At 67.9% G+C, this 17,696-nt stretch carries 17 protein-coding genes and 1 riboswitch; of the genes, 12 read left to right on the top strand and 5 right to left on the bottom strand.

Features of this window, described 5'->3' with window-relative positions; genetic code table 11:
• The first annotated feature begins 90 nt into the window (after positions 1 to 90).
• Positions 91 to 2,268: a copper-translocating P-type ATPase gene (locus tag ACQPWU_RS02205; protein WP_433436602.1), complete on the top strand. Its 2,178-nt coding sequence runs from the start codon at positions 91 to 93 to the stop codon at positions 2,266 to 2,268.
• 139 nt (positions 2,269 to 2,407) lie between these two features.
• On the opposite strand, the gene ACQPWU_RS02200 is transcribed toward ACQPWU_RS02205, so the two are convergent.
• Positions 2,408 to 3,058 (bottom strand): CHAP domain-containing protein, encoded by a 651-nt coding sequence (locus ACQPWU_RS02200; RefSeq protein ID WP_433436600.1) that lies wholly within the window; start codon positions 3,056 to 3,058, stop codon positions 2,408 to 2,410.
• Between the two features lie 12 nt (positions 3,059 to 3,070).
• Positions 3,071 to 3,213, bottom strand: a riboswitch (cyclic di-AMP (ydaO/yuaA leader).
• Between the two features lie 841 nt (positions 3,214 to 4,054).
• Between ACQPWU_RS02200 and ACQPWU_RS02195 the strand changes: the two genes are divergently transcribed.
• The 4 genes from ACQPWU_RS02195 (at position 4,055) to ACQPWU_RS02180 (ending at position 8,790) form a co-directional block, all read left to right on the top strand.
• Positions 4,055 to 4,297, top strand: coding sequence for a hypothetical protein (locus ACQPWU_RS02195; protein ID WP_433436598.1), 243 nt, complete (start codon positions 4,055 to 4,057; stop codon positions 4,295 to 4,297).
• Between the two features lie 44 nt (positions 4,298 to 4,341).
• On the top strand, positions 4,342 to 6,003 hold the full coding sequence (locus ACQPWU_RS02190) for a VanW family protein (protein ID WP_433436596.1): 1,662 nt from the start codon (positions 4,342 to 4,344) through the stop codon (positions 6,001 to 6,003).
• 484 nt (positions 6,004 to 6,487) lie between these two features.
• Positions 6,488 to 7,576, top strand: coding sequence for a PLP-dependent cysteine synthase family protein (locus ACQPWU_RS02185; protein WP_433436594.1), 1,089 nt, complete (start codon positions 6,488 to 6,490; stop codon positions 7,574 to 7,576).
• Positions 7,573 to 8,790, top strand: a complete 1,218-nt coding sequence (locus tag ACQPWU_RS02180; protein WP_433436592.1) for an MFS transporter — start codon at positions 7,573 to 7,575, stop codon at positions 8,788 to 8,790. The genes ACQPWU_RS02185 and ACQPWU_RS02180 overlap by 4 nt, the downstream gene beginning before the upstream one ends.
• Positions 8,791 to 8,836: 46 nt before the next feature.
• Here the strand turns inward: ACQPWU_RS02180 and ACQPWU_RS02175 are convergent, their stop codons facing one another.
• Positions 8,837 to 9,634, bottom strand: coding sequence for an alpha/beta fold hydrolase (locus tag ACQPWU_RS02175; RefSeq protein WP_433436590.1), 798 nt, complete (start codon positions 9,632 to 9,634; stop codon positions 8,837 to 8,839).
• Positions 9,635 to 9,758: 124 nt separating this feature from the next.
• Between ACQPWU_RS02175 and ACQPWU_RS02170 the strand changes: the two genes are divergently transcribed.
• On the top strand, positions 9,759 to 10,358 hold the full coding sequence (locus ACQPWU_RS02170; RefSeq protein ID WP_433436588.1) for a class I SAM-dependent methyltransferase: 600 nt from the start codon (positions 9,759 to 9,761) through the stop codon (positions 10,356 to 10,358).
• 30 nt (positions 10,359 to 10,388) lie between these two features.
• Positions 10,389 to 10,979, top strand: a complete 591-nt coding sequence (locus tag ACQPWU_RS02165; RefSeq protein ID WP_433436586.1) for a DUF2218 domain-containing protein — start codon at positions 10,389 to 10,391, stop codon at positions 10,977 to 10,979.
• Between the two features lie 35 nt (positions 10,980 to 11,014).
• Here the strand turns inward: ACQPWU_RS02165 and ACQPWU_RS02160 are convergent, their stop codons facing one another.
• Entirely contained in the window at positions 11,015 to 11,593 is a 579-nt protein-coding gene (locus ACQPWU_RS02160) for a TetR/AcrR family transcriptional regulator (protein WP_433436584.1), read from the bottom strand.
• A gap of 732 nt (positions 11,594 to 12,325) precedes the next feature.
• Between ACQPWU_RS02160 and ACQPWU_RS02155 the strand changes: the two genes are divergently transcribed.
• Complete coding sequence (locus ACQPWU_RS02155; RefSeq protein WP_433436582.1) at positions 12,326 to 13,255, top strand: hypothetical protein; 930 nt, start codon at positions 12,326 to 12,328, stop codon at positions 13,253 to 13,255.
• Here ACQPWU_RS02155 and ACQPWU_RS02150 read toward each other — a convergent pair.
• Complete coding sequence (locus ACQPWU_RS02150) at positions 13,209 to 13,418, bottom strand: heavy-metal-associated domain-containing protein (protein ID WP_433436580.1); 210 nt, start codon at positions 13,416 to 13,418, stop codon at positions 13,209 to 13,211. The two genes, ACQPWU_RS02155 and ACQPWU_RS02150, sit on opposite strands and share 47 nt — an antisense overlap.
• A 153-nt stretch (positions 13,419 to 13,571) precedes the next feature.
• Between ACQPWU_RS02150 and ACQPWU_RS02145 the strand changes: the two genes are divergently transcribed.
• From ACQPWU_RS02145 to ACQPWU_RS02130, 4 genes are read left to right on the top strand one after another with little or no spacing between them, the layout of a single operon-like run.
• Positions 13,572 to 14,714, top strand: coding sequence for an NAD(P)/FAD-dependent oxidoreductase (locus ACQPWU_RS02145; RefSeq protein WP_433436578.1), 1,143 nt, complete (start codon positions 13,572 to 13,574; stop codon positions 14,712 to 14,714).
• Positions 14,715 to 14,740: 26 nt separating this feature from the next.
• Positions 14,741 to 15,115 (top strand): BlaI/MecI/CopY family transcriptional regulator, encoded by a 375-nt coding sequence (locus ACQPWU_RS02140; RefSeq protein WP_433436576.1) that lies wholly within the window; start codon positions 14,741 to 14,743, stop codon positions 15,113 to 15,115.
• Positions 15,112 to 16,062: a M56 family metallopeptidase gene (locus ACQPWU_RS02135; protein ID WP_433436574.1), complete on the top strand. Its 951-nt coding sequence runs from the start codon at positions 15,112 to 15,114 to the stop codon at positions 16,060 to 16,062. The genes ACQPWU_RS02140 and ACQPWU_RS02135 overlap by 4 nt, the downstream gene beginning before the upstream one ends.
• 29 nt (positions 16,063 to 16,091) lie before the next feature.
• Positions 16,092 to 16,943: a F510_1955 family glycosylhydrolase gene (locus ACQPWU_RS02130; RefSeq protein ID WP_433436572.1), complete on the top strand. Its 852-nt coding sequence runs from the start codon at positions 16,092 to 16,094 to the stop codon at positions 16,941 to 16,943.
• 146 nt (positions 16,944 to 17,089) lie between these two features.
• Here the strand turns inward: ACQPWU_RS02130 and ACQPWU_RS02125 are convergent, their stop codons facing one another.
• Positions 17,090 to 17,689, bottom strand: a complete 600-nt coding sequence (locus ACQPWU_RS02125; RefSeq protein ID WP_433445139.1) for a MarC family protein — start codon at positions 17,687 to 17,689, stop codon at positions 17,090 to 17,092.
• Between the last annotated feature and the right edge of the window lie 7 nt (positions 17,690 to 17,696).

The following is a 17,696-nucleotide window of genomic DNA, read 5'->3' as shown; positions in this document are numbered from 1 at the left end:
CACACAGGTGGCCAGGCCGAAGACGACACTGAGGCCGCCGATCGGCGGGCGGAGATCCGGGACCTGTCGCGGCGAGTGCTGATCGGGGCGGTGCTGACAGCGCCGGTGGCGCCGACGGTGATGGCGCACGAGCTCTTCGGCGCTACCTGGGTGCCCGGCCTCCTGCTCGACCGCTGGGTGCAGCTCGCACTGATCACGCCGGTGATGTTCTACGCGGGCTGGCCGATCCACCGGGTGGGTTGGCTGAGCCTGCGCCACCGGGCCGCGGAGATGAACAGCCTCATCACGCTCGGCACGAGCGCCGCTTACGTCTACAGCCTGCTGGTCACCGCTGCCCCGGGGTTGCTGCCGGCTGAGCTGCGGGATGTGTACTACGAGGCCGTCGGCGTCATCCTGACCCTGATCCTGCTCGGCCGCCTTCTGGAATCGCGCGCCAAGGCCGGGGCCGGAGAGGCGATCCGCAAGCTGATCGGTCTGCAGGCCAGAACCGCTCGGGTACGCCGCGACGACACGGAGCGCGAGATTCCCATCGCCGAGGTGCTGCCCGGCGACCTGGTGATCGTCCGGCCGGGCGAGAAGGTGCCGGTGGACGGCGTGGTCGTCGACGGCCGTTCCACGCTGGACGAGTCCATGGTCACCGGCGAGTCGATCCCTGTGGAGAAACAGCCCGGCGACCAGGTGGTCGGGGCGACCGTCAACCAGACCGGCGCGTTCACCTTCCGCGCCGAGAAGGTCTGCGCACAGACCGTCCTGGCCCAGATCATCCGCCTCGTTCGGGCGGCGCAGGCGTCCAGGGCCCCCATCCAGCGTCTGGCTGACCTGGTGTCGGGCTACTTCGTCCCGGCGGTCATGGCCATCGCCGTGGTCACATTCGCGGCGTGGTACGTCGCGGGCCCCTCCCCCGCGTTCACGCTCGCCCTCGTGGCGGCGGTCTCGGTGCTCATCATCGCCTGCCCGTGCGCTCTCGGCCTGGCCACCCCCCTGTCCATCATGGTGGGCACCGGCAAGGCCGCTCAGGCCGGCGTCCTGATCCGCGATGCGGCGGCCCTGGAGACCGCGCACAAGCTGGACACGATCGTCCTGGACAAGACGGGCACCATCACCCGCGGCCGCCCGGCGCTCACCGACGTCGAGCCGCTCGCCTCCTGGACCGTCGATGATCTCCTGCGCCTGGCCGCTTCCGCCGAACGCTCCTCCGAGCACCCGCTCGGACAAGCCGTTGTCGCCGGCGCAATCGAACGCGGCCTGCCCTTGACCGACCCATCGGACTTCGACTCGGTCACCGGCGAGGGCCTCTCCGCCACCGTCGAGGCACGTCATCTGCTGATCGGCGGCCGACGCCTGCTGGCCGACGCGGGCGTGCCCGCCGTGAACCTCGAACCGGCCGCCGATCGGCTGGCCGCGGCGGGCCGTACCCCCATCATGGTGGCCGTAGACGGAGAGCCCGCCGGGGTGCTCGGCGTGGCCGACACCGTCAAGGACGACTCGCGCGTCGCCGTCGCCGCGCTCCAGCAACTCGGCCTGCAGGTCGTGATGATCACTGGCGACAACCGGCGCACCGCCGAGGCGATCGCCCGCCAGGTCGGCATCACCCGCGTGCTGGCAGAGGTGCTGCCCCAGCACAAAGCCGCCGAGATCGCCCGGCTCCAAAGCGAGGGCCGTCGGGTCGGCATGGTCGGCGACGGCATCAACGATGCTCCCGCCCTGGCCCAGGCTGACGTCGGCTTCGCCATCGGCACCGGCACGGACGTGGCGATCGAGGCCTCCGACATCACGCTGATCTCCGGCGCGCTCATCGGCATCCTCACCGCGGTGTGGCTCTCCCGCGCCACCCTGCGTAACATCCGCCAGAACCTGTTCCTGGCCTTCGTCTACAACGTGGTCGGCATTCCCATGGCCGCCGGCATCCTGTACCCATTCCTCGGCATCCGGCTCTCCCCCATCATCGCCGCCGCCGCGATGGCCCTGTCCTCGCTGTCAGTCGTCGCTAACGCCAACCGGCTGCGCCGCTTCACCCCGCCACCTCTCCAGCCCGCCGCGGAACCCCCGGCCGAACTGCCCGTCACCGTCGAGCCAGGCGCCGAGCCGGAGGAGACCATCGATCCGGTCTGCGGCATGCAGGTCGATCGCGCCACCGCCACCGCCTCACTCCAAACAAGGCGGCAGCACCTACTGGTTCTGCTCCAGCCACTGTCGGGACACCTTCACCGCACAGGGACCGCTGTCGCGCTCGAGGGGGCACGCCACTCGTCCCCACCCCATGCCTGAAGCCGATCACTCTCGCTATCGTCCTGCGCACCCTGCCTGCGGCGGGCCGACAGTTGACCCAGTAGGAGCGCTCATGGTGCTCATTGAAGGGACAGGTCGGGGCGGGACCTTCGTAGGTCCCGCCCCGGAATTTCGCCTGTCAGGCCTTGTACTGCGGGTAGCCGTACCCCACGACCTGCGACGTGGGGCGGATCCGCTCCTCCACCTTGCCGTTGCCGGTGTTGCCCTCGATCGTGGTGATCGTGCCGTCCCCGTTGTCCTTCTTGACCAGGCCCATGTGGTCAATGCTGTCGACGGTCTTGTCGTCCCAGGAGAAGTAGACGACGGCGCCTGGCTTGGCGACGGTGCCCCACCGGCCGTTGTTCTGGAACCACTTGGCCCAGGTGATGGTGTAGGCGTCCCACCCGACGGTAGGCCGAGCGCCGGCCTTATCGCCGACCCAGGAGACGAACATCGCACACCATGGAGCGTTCGCGTAGGCCTGGATGCTCCCGCCGTCACGGGCCACGGTCTCCTGCGCACGAGGCGAGGACATGTACCACTGGTGGAACGGCGTCCCGCCTCCTGCGGCGTTCTCGGTAACGCCCACCTGGGACTCCGCGATCTTGATTACCGCGTCCGCCGCGACCTGGCCGGGCTTCCGCTGGGCGACCTCTGCGGCGTGCGCACGGTCGTTCTGGTGCTCGGCGGCAAAGGCGGGGGTGCCAGTGATGAACGCGCCCGCGGTGACGGCGGCTGCGACCGCGATGTTCATCGGCTTCAGGGTGCGCGAAAGTACGGTCTTGGTCATGCTGGGGGTTGCTCCTTGCTTCCATGCCGCCTACCGGGTTAGCTGACGGGTTCGGGCCTGGAAGTGCCCTACGGAACGGCTCTGCGAGTGTTCCGATTCACCCCAAAGAATTGGGTCCCCGGTTCCGCTCTTCGCGGATTCGGCGGCCGCGCCTACCCGCTGGCATGCTGCTGGCGCAGGTAGAGCACGGTCTCGGCAATGAAGGACGCACACCTGTAAAGGGTCCTAGTCGTGCGCCCCAAGTACCCCCCTAAGGTAAGTATTCCCCATAGAGCAGTGCAAGACAGAACCATGCGATTCCGGGTAAAACTTACGAGCATCCCTTACCAGGCAAGGTTTTCAGTTGGGAATTCTTTACCTTCTTCCTGGACATTCTCCGCCCGATCAGGGGGCAGAGAGACTGGCCGTCGGACGGTGGTGGAGGACCCTCAGACAGTCGCGGCCCGGTGGCGTCCGGCGTGGCGCGCATGTCTGCCCGACGGCTGGCGCCGGCTCCTCACCGAGGTGAGCACAACGGCGATGCAGATTACGCTGACCAACGCAGCGCCGGGGACCATCACGCCCCTCCGGCGCCGCCCACACTCACCGGCGAGCCACCTGCGGGGGACACGCGGGATGACTCACATCTCAACGCGCAACCACCACAGGCAGCGATGCCCGCGCCAGAGCAGGCGAAGCTGGGGCATCAGATCTCCGCCGGGAAGATCGAGAACGCCAAGCGGCTGGGCATCAGTACGTGATCTACAAGCAGCGCATCTGGCACGTCCGCACGGGAACGTGAAAGGCGATGAGCGACCGCCGTGGCGTAACCGCCAACTACTACGACTACCCAAACATCTCTGTTCGCTAGGAACGGTGCGGTAGGGATGGCGTCGCAGTTGGTTGCCGTCATACCCGCAGGGGCGCGCGGCGGCGACGGCTCGCGTGTCAAGCGCCACTGAGCTCGACACTGGGCTCGCCACCTGGCCTACTACATGAACTAGTAGTATCTGCGCTATGCGCTATCCACGGCTTCGTGCAAGGGGTGTGCTGGTGGGCCCCGACGCCGGGGGACGGGTGCGCACCAGCCGGGATGAGGAGCGCACTTGGCGGGCGGGCGGCGCGCTGCCCGGTCAGGCCACCGCGTTCGCCGCCGTCGACAGCAACCGGATGCCGGCCGCAACGGAGGATGGAACTGTTTACGAGTCCCGGAACGGCGGTGTCGACTTCACCGTCGCGTTCCGACCCGCGGTCTCATGAGCGTCCGCGAGTTTAACCGTCGTCGCGCTCCATCTCGCGGCGCCGTGAGCGTGCTGCGTTCGCGGCGCATGCTCATTCCGACCGCCGTCGTGCTCGTGGCGGTGCTGGCCTATGCCGTGTCAGCAATCGCGCTGGCCGGGAAGATTCCGCCAGGCACACGGGTGGGCGACGTGGACATCGGCGGTCTGTCTCCGGAGGCTGCTCGCTCTCGCCTCGAAGCGGAGCTGGGCAAGCGGGTGAACCAGCCATTGACGCTGATCGCGGCGGGTAAGCGGAAGGAGGCTACGCCTGCGGAGCTGGGGCTGGGCTTCGATACCCAAGCGACAGTCGAGGCCGCGATGGCGGGCGCCGCCACTCCGATGGGCGTTGCCCGTTCCCTCTTCGGCAGTCGCCAGATCGCACCCGAGATCACAGTGGACGAGCAGCGTCTAACTGCCGGGCTCGCCGGTCTGGCCAAGAGCGTGGATACCAAACCGGTCGAGGGCGGCATCCGCTATCAGGGACTGGAACCGCGAGCGCTGCTGCCGAAGCCCGGACGCACGCTGGACCGCAACGGTGCGGCACAAGCCGTGCGGGCGGCCTTCGCGGCCGCACGCACCTCCGTCGAGTTGGACGTCCAGGCGACGTCTCCGAACGTCACCCCCGATGAAGTCCGCCGCATCGCCACGAGCACGGCACGCACGGCGATCGGGGCCCCGCTCACGCTGGCCAGCGGCGGCAAGCAGGCCACCGTGTCCCGGGAGCAACTGGCCGCCGGCCTCCGCTTCGTCTCTGACGGCCGGGGAAGTCTGCGCCCGTCCTACGACGCTGCCAAGATTTCCGCAGGCGTGGCCGAAACGCTGCTGATCACCCCGCCGAAAGACGCTTCCTTCAAGATCGTCAACGGCAGACCACAGGTCGTCCCATCCAGGGCAGGCCATGGCGTCGACATCAGGACACTCGGCCCGGCGATCTCCAAGGTCGTGGCGGCAGGCAGCCGCCGCGTCGATCTACCTGCCACCGAGCGGCAGCCCCGGGTTACCACGGGCGAGGCGAAGAAGCTCGGCGTGAAAGAGAAGGTCAGCTCGTTCACCACGCAATATCCGTGTTGCGCGCCTCGCGTGACCAACATCCACCGCATCGCCGACATCGTCGACGGTTACGTGGTTCAGCCTGGGGAGACGTTCTCGCTCAACGGCGTAGTCGGCAGGCGCGACAAGGCGCGTGGCTTCGTCGAGGCGCCAATGATTCTCAACAACCGGTTCGTCAACGACGTCGGTGGCGGGGTGTCGCAGTTCGCCACGACGATGTTCAACGCGGTGTTCTTCAGCGGCTTTCAGGACGTTCAGCACATGCCGCACCAGTACTACATCTCCCGCTATCCCGCCGGGCGGGAGTCCACGGTGTCCTACCCCCAGCCGGACTTCCGCTGGCGCAACGACTCCCCCTACGGTGTGCTGATCAAGACCTCGTACACGGCCACGTCGGCCACCGTGCAGTTCTGGAGCACCAAGCGCTACGACATCAAGTCGCAGAGCTCCGAGCGATATGACGTCAAGCCCATCCCGACCCTTACCGACTCCGGGTCCGAGTGCATCCCGATGGACGGCGTGGAAGGCTTCGCCATCGACGTGTGGCGCATCTTCGAGCAGAAGGGGAAGGTCGTGCGCAAGCAGCGCTTCCACACCGTCTACGATCCCGAACCCCGTCTCACGTGCAAAAAATGATTACTTAGAGCCAACCGTACATGTGCGGAGAGCGATATAGGCTGCTGCATGTGATCGTTGACATGCACCGGAGCGGCCGCGGACACGGCTGGTTGCTCGTGGTGTTCACGATCATCACCACGTTCCATCTCCTGCTCTGCGACATCGGGCCACACGCCCATGGCAGCCTGTCCAGCGCGCACCATCAGCTGATCTCACACGATCACGGAGGGGATGGCGACCACCACGCAGCAACGTGCGAGGATCCCACCATCGAGTCCGCTCCGGTGATGGCTCCGCCCCCTGGCGCGAGGATCACCACCGCCATGCCACATGGACCGGACGATCTTCCGGTCCCGGCGCCGGCGGGAGGCGCGCCGCGTTCGGGGACCGCCTTGCTCACAGCCGTTTGCGTGTCACGGGTATAGCCGTGCCCGGCGTGCGCCGGTTCGGCCGCGCCTGCCGTACATCCAGGCATCCGTGACTGTGGCGAGGACCCATCACCATGAACACCATCCATCGGCGTCAGCCTGCCCGCATATGGGCCGGCCGCTCTTCCCTTGCCGGTCTAGTCGGCGGGACACCCGTGCTGTGGATCCCCGAACTGTGGGACGAGCATGGGCGCGGCTTCTGGGCGAAGCTCGAAGGCCACAACCCCGGCGGCATCAAGGACCGCCCGGCACTGCACATGATCGGCCAGGCCCGCTGCCGCAGCGAGCTCCGCCCCGGAGCGCCGATCATCGAGTCCACTAGCGGCACGCTCGGCCTGGGGCTCGCTCTGGCCGGGATCGCCTACGGGCACCCTGTCATCCTGGTCAGCGACCCAGGCATGGAGCCGATCATGCACCGGCTGCTGAGCGCATACGGCGCCCAGGTCGAGCTGGTGGTCGAGCCGCTGCCCACCGGCGGGTGGCAGGAGGCCAGGCGGGAACGCGTACGCGCACTCCTCAAGGAGCATCCCGGCTCCTACTGCCCGGACCAGTACCACAACCCGGACAATGTCGGCGCCTACGACCTGCTCGCGCGGGAGCTGGCCGAGCAGCTCGGCCAGGTTGACGTGCTGGTGTGCAGCGTCGGCACGGGCGGGCACAGCGCGGGCGTCTACCGGACGCTCCGGCGGCTCAGCCCCGGCGTGCGCCTGGTCGGCGTGGACACGATCGGCTCCACCATCTTCGGCCAGCCCGCCCGTCCCCGCCTGATGCGCGGTCTGGGCAGCAGCATCTACCCGCGCAACGTGCGCTACGAGCATTTCAGCGAGGTCCATTGGGTGGCGCCCGCCGAGGCGGTGTGGGCCTGCCGCCGCCTCGCGGCCGGCCGTTACGCCACCGGCGGCTGGAGCGTGGGCGCCGTCGCGCTGGTCGCCTCCTGGCTCGCCAGAACGGAACCCCCCGACGCCAAGATCGTCGCTGTCTTCCCCGACGGCCCGCACCGCTACTTCGACACCATCTACAACGACGCCTACTGCGCCCGCCACGAGCTCCTCGATGGCGGACCACCACCCGACCCGGGTGTGCTCGTCCACCCGGCAGAGGCGGAGGCGCGAAGCTGGACCCGCTGCACCACGGTGACCGCGCCAGCCGAGGCTGCCCGATGAAAAGCACGCTCGCACAGGCCCGCTCGTTCAACCGGCCGGTCCGGCTGTTGCTGGTCAACCAGCTCACCATCAACATCGGCTTCTACATGCTGATGCCCTACCTCGCCACCTACCTCACCGACGACCTCGGGCTGGCAGTCTGGATGGCGGGGCTCATCCTCGGCGTACGCAACCTCAGCCAGCAGGGCATGTTCCTGCTGGGCGGCAGCCTCGCCGACAGACTCGGATACAAACCCATGATCCTCGCTGGGCTGGCGCTGCGAACGATCGGCTTCGGCCTGCTCGGGCTCGTTCACGCCGTCCCCGCGCTGATCGTCGCGTCCGCTCTCACCGGACTGGCCGGGGCACTGTTCAATCCGGCTGCGCGCGCCTACCTCGCGCAGGAGGCGGGCGAACGCAAAGTAGAGGCCTTCGCCGTCTTCAACGTCTTCTACCAGTGCGGCATCCTCATCGGCCCGATCATCGGCCTGCTCCTGCAAGCCACAGCCTTCCAGATCACGTGTCTGGTGGCCGCAGGGGTGTTCGCGCTGCTGGCCGCCGCCCAGGCCAAAGCTCTGCCCGCCCGGCCGGGGAACCCAAGAGCCGGTCTGCTCAAAGGCTGGCGCGAGGTCGCCCGCAACCGCCCGTTCCTGTTGTTCGCCGTGGTGATGACCGGCTCGTACGTGCTCAACTTCCAGATCTACCTGAGCCTGCCGATCGAGGCCCGCCGCGCCACGGGCGGAGAACTCGGCGTCGCCCTGATCTTCGCGCTCTCCGGCGGCCTGGCGGCGCTCGGGCAAGTACGGCTCACCCAGTGGATCAAGGAGCGATGGGAGCCTGAACAAGCGATGGGACGTGGCCTATGGCTGATGGGAGCAAGCTTTCTCCCGCTGGCCGTACCGCTTCCCCTCGCCGCCACGCTGGCCGCCGTGTTGCTGACCACGCTCCTGCTGACGCTGGGCACGATGATCCTCTACCCGTTCGAGATGACTACGATCGCCCGGTTCGGCGGCGATCACCGGGTCGGCACGTATTACGGCTGCTACAACACCATCTCCGGGCTGGGCATCGCGATAGGAAACCTGGCAATCGGCGCCGCGCTCGACGCCGCCCGGTCACTCACACTGCCCGCACTGCCCTGGTGGACGCTACTCAGCCTGGGCTGGGCTTGTGCGGCAGTCCTTTTCACGCTGATCAGAACGGGACGGTTCCGCACCGCGCCAGCCATCTCGTAAGGGGCGTCTCCCCGCCACACCTGGCCCATCAAGACAGAGGCAACATTCAGAACATTGTGCCTGCGAGGAGCCGGGCGAGCTCTGCGGCGAATCGGGAAGCGTCGGTGACGAAGCCGATATGGCCGCCTGGCAGCTCGACCACATCCTTGGCCAGGTACCTGGCCAGCCCCACCGCCGCCTGATAGCAGGGGTAGCCCTGCGATGCGCGACCAGCTGCGGGGACGATGCGATCGGCGTGTGCGGCGAGCGCGGTCAAATCGAGCGCGACGGGCGGATACTGACGTAGCTCATGCTCGAACCAGTAGGCGGCGTTGGCGTCGTTCCTCGGAGCGCGGGCCATGTGCTGCTGGTCCGACGGCGCGAACGTCCGCTCCCTGAACGTCTTCATCGCCGGCTCGATCCCTTCGCGCCGGTAGACGTCGTAGACCTCGGAAAAGAAGTCCGCCCACTTGCCCCCGTCGGGGAGCAGTCGCAGGGCGGGCGGCTCGTACGGGATGAGAGTGCGGACCACGGACGGGTGGCGGACGAGGAGCTCCAGGGCGACGGTGGCTCCGGAACTGGCACCGAAAACGATCGCCGGCCCGAGTCCAAGGTGCTTGATCAGGCGTTCCACGTCGTCGGCATCGGTCTCCAATCGGCGGTCGTAGTCCTGCGGGCCGTCGAGGCGGCTTCTGGAGAAGCCACGGCGATCGTAGACGGCGACGGTGTGATGCTCGCCCAGGTGCTGGACAACCGCCCGGTACACATCGGCCACACCCGGCGCTCCGCTAATCACGACCATCAGCGGGCCGCTGCCGTGGGTCTCGTAGTAGAGACGAGCTCCGTGCACTTCGAGTGTGCTCATATGCCTTGCACTCCTCACATGATTGGCGCTGTCGCGGCATTTTGAGATACATAGTGTATATCTTAGATACAGCTTGCTCGGAAAGAACCATATGTGTCGGTATCCCGGACAGAAGGGCATCTCCATGACAGACACGCCGCACGGGTCGGAGGAAGAGCTCTACAGCGGCCCCCTTCCCTGGGACATCGGTCGGCCCCAACAGGCGTTCCTCGACCTCGCCCGGGCCAACGCCATCCAGGGACGGGTGCTCGACATCGGCTGCGGCACGGGCGAACACACGCTCATGTGCGCCGCCCTGGGCCTGGACAGCACCGGCGTCGACCTCGCCCCGAGAGCCATCGGCCTCGCCCAGGACAAGGCACGCGAACGGGGACTGACCGCGCGGTTCCTCCGCCACGACGCGCTCCGGCTGGCCGAACTCGGCGAATCCTTCGACACCGTGCTCGACTCGCTGGTGTTCCACATCTTCAGTGACGACGACCGGGCCGCCTACGTCGAGAGCCTCGGCTCGGCGATCAAACCGGGTGGCCGGCTGTTCCTGCTGTGCTTCAGCGACAGGCAACCAGGCGAGGGCGAGTACGGGCCGCGGCGCGTGACCCGGGAGGAGATCACGGCCGCGTTCAACGACGGCTGGAAGATCGGCTCGATCGCGGCAACCACGATCGAGAACGCCGTCATCCCCGAAGGCGTCCTGGCCTGGCTCGCCGCAGTCACCCGAACCTGATCCCCTCACGAAATCCCCGAAAGGAATGCGATGCCAACCGTCGAAGCCCACATCACAACCGACCGCGCCGGCCGGTACCTCGTCCAGCTCTGCCGACACGCCGCCCAAATGGGCCACGGGTTCCCCACTCATCCCGGCCGGGGTCCCCATATGGGCGGCGAAAGGCCCAAAGACATCAAAGCCGAGTGGTCGGAAACCGAGGGGACCATCACTGCCGACGGGGCAACCTGCTTCCTGCAGGCTGCCCCGGGCGTGTTGACCTTGCGTATCGAGGCCGAGGACGAGGACCGGTTGCAACGCGTTCAGGCCCTCGTCACCAGGAACCTCACCAGAATGGGCAGGCGCGACAACCTGACCGTGGACTGGAGCCGACCCAGCGGAACCTCCGACGCGACCGTCACGAACCCCGCGCCCCGTCGAGGACGACACACCGTGCTCGGCCTCACCCTGGCCGCCGTCCTGGCCGTCGCCGTACACGTGGCCCTCGCCGCAGGCATACTGGCCATCCCACAGTGGGCGGGACTGGGCGCGGACGTCGTCCTGGTGGCCGTCCTGGTGAAGGTCGCCTTCGTAGCGGCCCACGTCTGGCGCCGCCGCCGCTCATCCACCAAGGCCGGCTGAAACAAAAGCATGCCGGCCAGGCCGCCGAAACCGGCTCAGCGAGCTCGCAACCCGCCCAGGGTGACCGCGACGAGCCGCTGGACGGCAACCTTCGAGGGAAGGACGGCAGCCGCGTGCAGCGCGTGCAAGCAGAACGTGGCGAGCTCCTCCGCCGCCACGTCGTCACGTACGGCACCGGCCCGCACGGCCTCGGCCAGCGCGTCGCGCAGCAAGGCGTGCAGCTGATGCTGGGCGTGACCGACGTCCCTCGACCGGTGCAGGAGCGCGACCAGATCGGGGCCGAAACCGTGCCGTGCCATCTGCTGATGGATGAGCGCGTACGTCTCCAGCATGGCCTCGAGCCGCTGCCCGGCATCGCCCTTATGCTGCCCTGCTCGGGAGAGGTGCTCCAGATGCCCGGCGATCTGGCGGCTGTGCCAGGCCACCAGAATCGTCTCGACGTCAGGGAAGTACTTGTAGAGCGTGGCCCGGCCGATGCCGGTCTTCTCGGCGATCTGCGACATCGTCACCGACAGCAACCCCCGCTCGCCCACCAACTCGACGGTGGCGTCCAGAATCGCGTCGTGCACGGTACGGCGGTGCGCCTCGATCGTCTCGTTCCACAGCTTTGGCACCCAGCCAGTGTACGAGGCGACATAAAGGATGCATTTGGCCGCAATATAGACACTTTGTCTCGAATTGATGATCAACCATGTGGCGCGGGGATGCGACGCCAGTCGCTCTCCGACCCACCGTCCATGCGCGTTGCGGCTTGCCGGCGGGCCGAACTTCGCCTTTTCGTAGTCGCCATGCGGCAGCCATGAGGGCGGTGCCCATCAGCGGCGACAGCGGAGGACCAGCCGCTACCGGCCGACTCGGCGCTTGGCTCGCCAGAGTGCATTCCTCCGCTTTGACTTCGGCAAGGCAATGGGGATTCTTGTACTAGCCGTCATAGGAGGGGCGACGATGCGGCGCCTTGCTCTGCTCGCAGCCAGTGCTGCTACGTTGGCCCTGCTCCTCCCGGCTCCCGCCCTGGCGCATGATCACCCAAACGGCATCAGCGACCTGGTCACACCTGTGGTCATCCGCGTCGAAGCGTTCGCTCACATCAAAATCACGTTGACCGATCACACCAACGGGCTGCGTCGGGTCGAGCGTAGCTACGACGTGCCGATCGCTTCCGGATCGGGCATAGCAGTCACCCCTGACGGGGCGATAGCGACGCTCAGCAGCGTGGTCAAGAGCGAGCGAAACACTTCCGTCCACGCCGCCAACAGGATCTTCGCCGAGCACTACAAGGTGAACATTCCCGGCGACTTCGCCAAGCACACGGTCAGCGACAAACGGCTCAACGAGCAGCTCCAGCAGTGTTACTCGCCAGAGAAGGCGACGTCGGCCTGCGCTGTGGACACCACGAGTACGGTGACGATATTGCGCAACACCCTGCCACCCATACACAAGGGGTCACGGCCGAGATCGTGCAGGTTGGCACGCCCGACAGCCCCGCGGTCCTCGCGATATCCGGGGGGACCGGCACCGAGCTTCCCACCGCGCCACTCGCAGCCCAGGCTCCGAGCGTGGAAGGCTCAGCGGTGAATGTCGCCGGGTTCCTGGGCCGTCCGTCCGCAGGCAAGGGGGATCACGTCGACGTAGCTCATTTGGGCAAAGGCGGCACCGGCGCGACGGGCCGAGGGTTCGCCGATCCGCAGAAGAAGGTCGACGAGCCGGTCAAGCTCGGCGGCTGGGTCGACCGAGGACTGCTCGGCGGGCCGGTGATCGGCGACAAGGACGGGCACGTCATAGGCCTGCTGACCGGCGGCGGTAAGGACGCGAGGATGATCGGCGTCCGCGAGATCACCTCGGCGCTGCAGCGCGCCGGCGTCACCGCACGCAGAGGCCCGATCGACACAGCCTTTGAGGCTTCGCTGACTCGCTTCCACAACCGCTACTACGGCCAGGCCGTTCCGGGATTCCAACGCGTTCTGGAACTCTCTCCGGGTCATGTCATGGCGGCCAAGCATCTGAAAACGGCGCTGGCCAGGAGAGGCGGGCCAGAAGATCAGGGTGCGGCCACGACCGAACCACCACGCGGCACGCCTTCTTGGCCGTTTGCCGTAGTGGTGGCCACGCGGTTATTGCGGTCACCCAAGCGGCACCTGATCTACGCCGAACGGTGTCCCTCGTTCATCGATCCGCCCGGTGCTGCCGGGCTGCCCACGTCGCTCGCTTGCCCGGCAGCACCTCGGCGGTTCAGCCGGCGACCACTTCGTAACCGACCTCTTCCACGACATCCCTGATCTCCGCGTCGTCGAGCGGACCGTCCGAAGTCACGGTCACCTGCCCCGTCGCCAGCTCGACATCCACGGAGGAGACCCCGGCGACCTTGCTGATCTCGGTCTTCACCTTGCCGGCGCACCCGCTGCAGGTCATCCCCGACACCTTGTACGTGCTCGTGCTCATCGCCACATCTCCTCTCATCCATACCCCTACCAGGTATAGGCAAAGGAGACGGTACGCCGTGATCACTTCCAAGGCAAGGCATACGGATGAGGGGTATATGAGACTCATGTCACATTGCTGGCTATATACCCCCTATAGGTATTGTGCGGAGGCATGAGAAGACTCAACAAGATCGCCGTCGTCGGCGCATCTCTGGCGGGGTTGCGGGCCGTGCAGGCACTGCGCCGGGAGGGCTTCGAGGGCGAGGTCACGCTCGTCGGAGCCGAGACGCATGTGCCGTACAACCGCCCGCCTCTGTCGAAGAGCGTGCTGCGCGGCGACGACGACGTCACGCTCCCGGGCGCTGAGGAACTCGGCGATCAGTGGCTGCGCGGCCGGCAGGCCGTACACCTTGACGTCCAAAGCCGGACGGTCACCCTCGACGACGGCACCGAGCTCGGCTACGACGGACTCGTCATCGCCACCGGCGCGCGCCCGCGGCGGCTCGACGGCGTGCACACCCTTCGCACCCTCGAAGACGCGCTGGCGTTGCGCGCGGAGCTCGAGTCGGGACACGAGCACGTGCTGGTCATCGGCGGCGGGTTCATCGGCGGTGAGGTGGCCTCCACCGCGCGGCAGCTCGGCCGGAAGGTCACCCTGGTCGAATCCGCGCCGTACCCGATGCATGCCGGGCTGGGCGAGGCGGCCTCGCGCTGGCTGGCCACGCACCATGAGCGCAACGGCGTTGAGCTCATCAGGAACGTCCGTGTCACCGCCGTGGGAGGCGGCCACGTCCGGCTCAGCGACGGCCGCTCCATCGCCGCGGACCTGGTGGTCGGCGGCATGGGCGTGGTGCCGAGCACCGAATGGCTGGACGGCAGCGGCCTGGCCGTGGACGACGGCGTGCTGTGCGAACCGACGCTCTTCGCGACGAACTCGACCGACATCGTGGCCGCCGGCGACGTGGCTCGCTGGCCGCATGGCCTCTTCGGCGGGGAGATGGTGCGTATCGAGCACTGGTCCAACGCCAACGAGCAGGGCGCGGTCGCCGCCCGCAACCTCCTGGCCGGGCCGGAGAACGCCCAGCCATTCCTGGACGTGCCGAACTTCGCCACCCATGTCCACGGCGCCCGCATCCAGACGGCCGGGCTGCCGCACCTCGGGGACACGGCGGGCATCACCGCAGGCAGTCCCGAAGAGGATCGCTTCGCCGTGGCCTTCACCCGGGGCGGCGTGCTGGTGGGCGCGGTCGCGGTCAACTCGCCCAAGGACCTGATCAAGCTCAAGCGAGCGATCACAGCACGCGAAACGGTCTGACTACGATCGCGGGTAGCATTGCCGGCATGATGCGCGGCCTCGGCGAACTCGAATCCACGATCATGGACCGGATGTGGGCCCGGCGCCGGCCCGCCTCCGTACGAGACGTCTTGGACGATCTCCGCCAGGAGCGGACCATCGCCTACACCACCGTGATGACCGTGATGGACAAGCTCCACACCAAGGGTCTGCTCAAGCGCCAGCCCGTGGGGCGGGCGTACGTCTACGAGCCGGTCGCCTCCAAAGAGGCGTACACCGCCGACCTGATGCGCAGCGCGCTGGCGGGCAGCGGCAACCAGGCCGCCACGCTGGTGCACTTCCTGGAGCGGCTGACGTCGGAGGAGGCCGCGGCGCTGGAGGCGGCGTTGCAGGTGTTCCCGCACCGAGGCAGTCGCGCATGATCGCCGCCATCGTCCTGCTGCTTTATACGGTCGTGGCCGCGATCTGGCTGCCCAGGCTGGGGCGGCAGGCGGCGCGCTGGGCCGACCGGGCGCCGCGGCTGGCCATCGCGCTCTGGCAGGCGGCGGCCGCTTCGGTGGTCGCCTCGGCGGTGTTGGCCGCGATGGCCTTCGCCGTACCCCCCGAGGTCGTGGGGCACGGCCTGGCCGGGCTGTTCGAGGCCTGCGCCGACATGCTGAACGACGGGTCCGGCCTGACGCGGGCGGGTGCCGGTGCGCTGCTGACGGCGGGCGCGGTGCTGGCCCGAGTCGCCTACTGCGGCGCGGCCGTCCTGGTCAGAGCCCGCGTGGAGCGTCGCGAGCACGCGGCGCTGCTCAGTCTCCTGGGTCGGCGCGACAGCGACCTCGGCGCGGTCGTGATCGACTACGACGAGCGGCTGGCCTATTGTGTGCCCGGCAGGCACGCCCAGATGGTCATCACCACGGGAGCGCTCCAAAGTCTGGCTCCTGAGCAGGTCGCCGCGGTCCTGGAGCACGAGCGGGCCCATCTGCGTGGCCGCCACCATCTCGTGCTCGCCGGCGCCGAGACTCTGGCCAGGGCGTTTCCGCGCATCCCACTGTTCGAGCGGGCCAGGACGGAGATCGCCAGGCTGATCGAGCTGCTGGCCGACGACGTCGCCGCCCGCCGCCACCCGCGCATACAGATCGCCGCCGCGCTGGTCCGCCTGGCCACCGGTCGCGTGCCTGCGTTCACGCTGGGGGCGGGCGGCGAAACCGCGCTCACCCGCGTGCGCCGCATGCTCAACCCCGAGGCGCCGCTCTGCCGCCGCGAGCGTCTGACCGGGCTGCTGGCGGTCGCCGTATTGCTGGGCGGCCCCGCGATGGTCGCGTTGGTGCCCGGTTTCAGCTCCTTCCTGGCCCATCACTGCCACTCGCTCCTGACTCTCTGACCTACGATGGCTGATAGTAGACTTGCGCCATGCGAGGAATTCACGCTGCCGCGCTGGCGCTCCTGGTGCTGGTGCTAGGGGCCTGCGGGCAGTCCGGCGAGCCGGCGCAGACCGAGGATCCGGGCGTCGGGCATATTCACGGCATCGGCGTCGATCCCGCCGACGGTGCCCTCTACCTCGCCGGCCACTACGGCTTGTTCAGGGTCACGTCCGCCAACACCGCTCAGCGTGTGGCTGGACGCGTACAGGACCACATGGGATTCACCGTGATCGGCCCCAAGACATTCCTCGCTAGCGGACATCCCGGTGAGGCTGACACCGACTCGCCGCCCCACCTCGGCTTGATCCGTACCACCGATGCCGGCACAACGTGGGCAACGATCTCCGAGCGCGGCGCCGCCGACTTCCACGCACTGCAGCCGGCTGGGAGCACCCTCTACGCCTACGACAGCCAGACCAGTCGTCTTCGAGCAAGCGTGGACGGGGGTGCGACCTGGCGGTTGGGCGCCGAGGGGGAGATCATCGACCTCGCCGCGAACGCCGCGCGGCCTGAACGCGTCTACGCGGCCACGACCAACGGCGTGCAAGTGAGCGAGAACGGCGGCATGGACTTCGAGCCGGTGAAGAACGCACCCCTGCTCGGCCAGATCGAAGCTCCCACAGCCGACCTCTTGATCGGAACGGACGCCGAAGGCCAGGTGCGCCTGAGCACCGACAGCGGCAAAACATGGCAGACGAGCGGCCGGCTCCCGGCCCCGGCTGCCGCGTTCACCGCCGTCGACCGGCAACGCCTCCTCTCCGCAACCGAGGACGGCACCGTGTACGAATCGACGAACGGCGGCACGGACTTCACCCTCATTTTCCGCCCCATCAGCGGCTGATTTACAGCGGCAGTCCTACTCAGTACGTCGAATCGCGCTACCACGTCATGCTCCGCTCACGTCGACATGGACGTTCTCCTTGGCCGCGGGCAGGTGACCGTCGGTGCAGGCCTGCTGGCGTTCACCAGCAGGCCCGATTTCGCCGGCTATGCGACGCCCCAGCGCATCCAGTGCTGGACGGCTCCCGCGACGAGCTGCACCGCCATCGCGGCGGCGAGCAGTCCCATGACGCGGGTGACCAGGTTGAGCCCGTTGTCCTTGAGCAGGCGGCCGATCACTGCCGAGAAGCGCAGCGTCAGCCAGGTCAACATGAGCGCCGCCACCAGCGCCAGCGCGACCTCCAGCACCGCGGAGACGCCGGTGGCCTTCTCCATGTAGAGCATGGTCGCGGCAATGGCGCCGGGCCCCGCCAGCGGGGGCGTGCCAAGGGGGACGAACGCGACGGCGCCGCTCTCAGCGCTGGCCCGGTTACGTGCGCAGTCTGCTTTTAAGAGATCGAGCGCGATGAGCGCGAGCAGCACACCGCCGGCCACCTGCAGCGCCTGCAACGAGATGCCCAGAGCGTCGAGCAACCCGTTGCCGAGCACCGCGAAGACGGCGACGATACCGGCGGCCACCAGCACGGAGATCCTGGCGGTACGGCGGCGTGCCGCCGGGTCCTGGCTCCTGGTGAGCGTGAGGAAGATCGGGATGGCCGCGAGCGGGTCGAAGATGACGAACAGCGTGACGAAGGCCTGGACGAACAGCGTCGCC

This window comes from Nonomuraea sp. CA-141351 (assembly GCF_050944675.1).
In the GTDB taxonomy this organism is placed as follows: Bacteria; Actinomycetota; Actinomycetes; order Streptosporangiales; family Streptosporangiaceae; genus Nonomuraea.
Note: the sequence above shows the minus strand (reverse complement) of the source record. Positions and strands in the feature narration are given on the sequence as shown.

What these genes read in the sequence shown, in the direction of transcription:
- ACQPWU_RS02200 (WP_433436600.1), bottom strand. Translation starts at nt 3,058, where the DNA reads ATGACCAAGACCGTACTTTCGCGCACCCTGAAGCCGATGAACATCGCG.
- ACQPWU_RS02195 (WP_433436598.1), top strand. Translation starts at nt 4,055, where the DNA reads ATGCGCTATCCACGGCTTCGTGCAAGGGGTGTGCTGGTGGGCCCCGAC.
- ACQPWU_RS02185 (WP_433436594.1), top strand. Translation starts at nt 6,488, where the DNA reads ATGAACACCATCCATCGGCGTCAGCCTGCCCGCATATGGGCCGGCCGC.
- ACQPWU_RS02180 (WP_433436592.1), top strand. Translation starts at nt 7,573, where the DNA reads ATGAAAAGCACGCTCGCACAGGCCCGCTCGTTCAACCGGCCGGTCCGG.
- ACQPWU_RS02175 (WP_433436590.1), bottom strand. Translation starts at nt 9,634, where the DNA reads ATGAGCACACTCGAAGTGCACGGAGCTCGTCTCTACTACGAGACCCAC.
- ACQPWU_RS02170 (WP_433436588.1), top strand. Translation starts at nt 9,759, where the DNA reads ATGACAGACACGCCGCACGGGTCGGAGGAAGAGCTCTACAGCGGCCCC.
- ACQPWU_RS02165 (WP_433436586.1), top strand. Translation starts at nt 10,389, where the DNA reads ATGCCAACCGTCGAAGCCCACATCACAACCGACCGCGCCGGCCGGTAC.
- ACQPWU_RS02150 (WP_433436580.1), bottom strand. Translation starts at nt 13,418, where the DNA reads ATGAGCACGAGCACGTACAAGGTGTCGGGGATGACCTGCAGCGGGTGC.
- ACQPWU_RS02145 (WP_433436578.1), top strand. Translation starts at nt 13,572, where the DNA reads ATGAGAAGACTCAACAAGATCGCCGTCGTCGGCGCATCTCTGGCGGGG.
- ACQPWU_RS02140 (WP_433436576.1), top strand. Translation starts at nt 14,741, where the DNA reads ATGATGCGCGGCCTCGGCGAACTCGAATCCACGATCATGGACCGGATG.
- ACQPWU_RS02135 (WP_433436574.1), top strand. Translation starts at nt 15,112, where the DNA reads ATGATCGCCGCCATCGTCCTGCTGCTTTATACGGTCGTGGCCGCGATC.
- ACQPWU_RS02130 (WP_433436572.1), top strand. Translation starts at nt 16,092, where the DNA reads ATGCGAGGAATTCACGCTGCCGCGCTGGCGCTCCTGGTGCTGGTGCTA.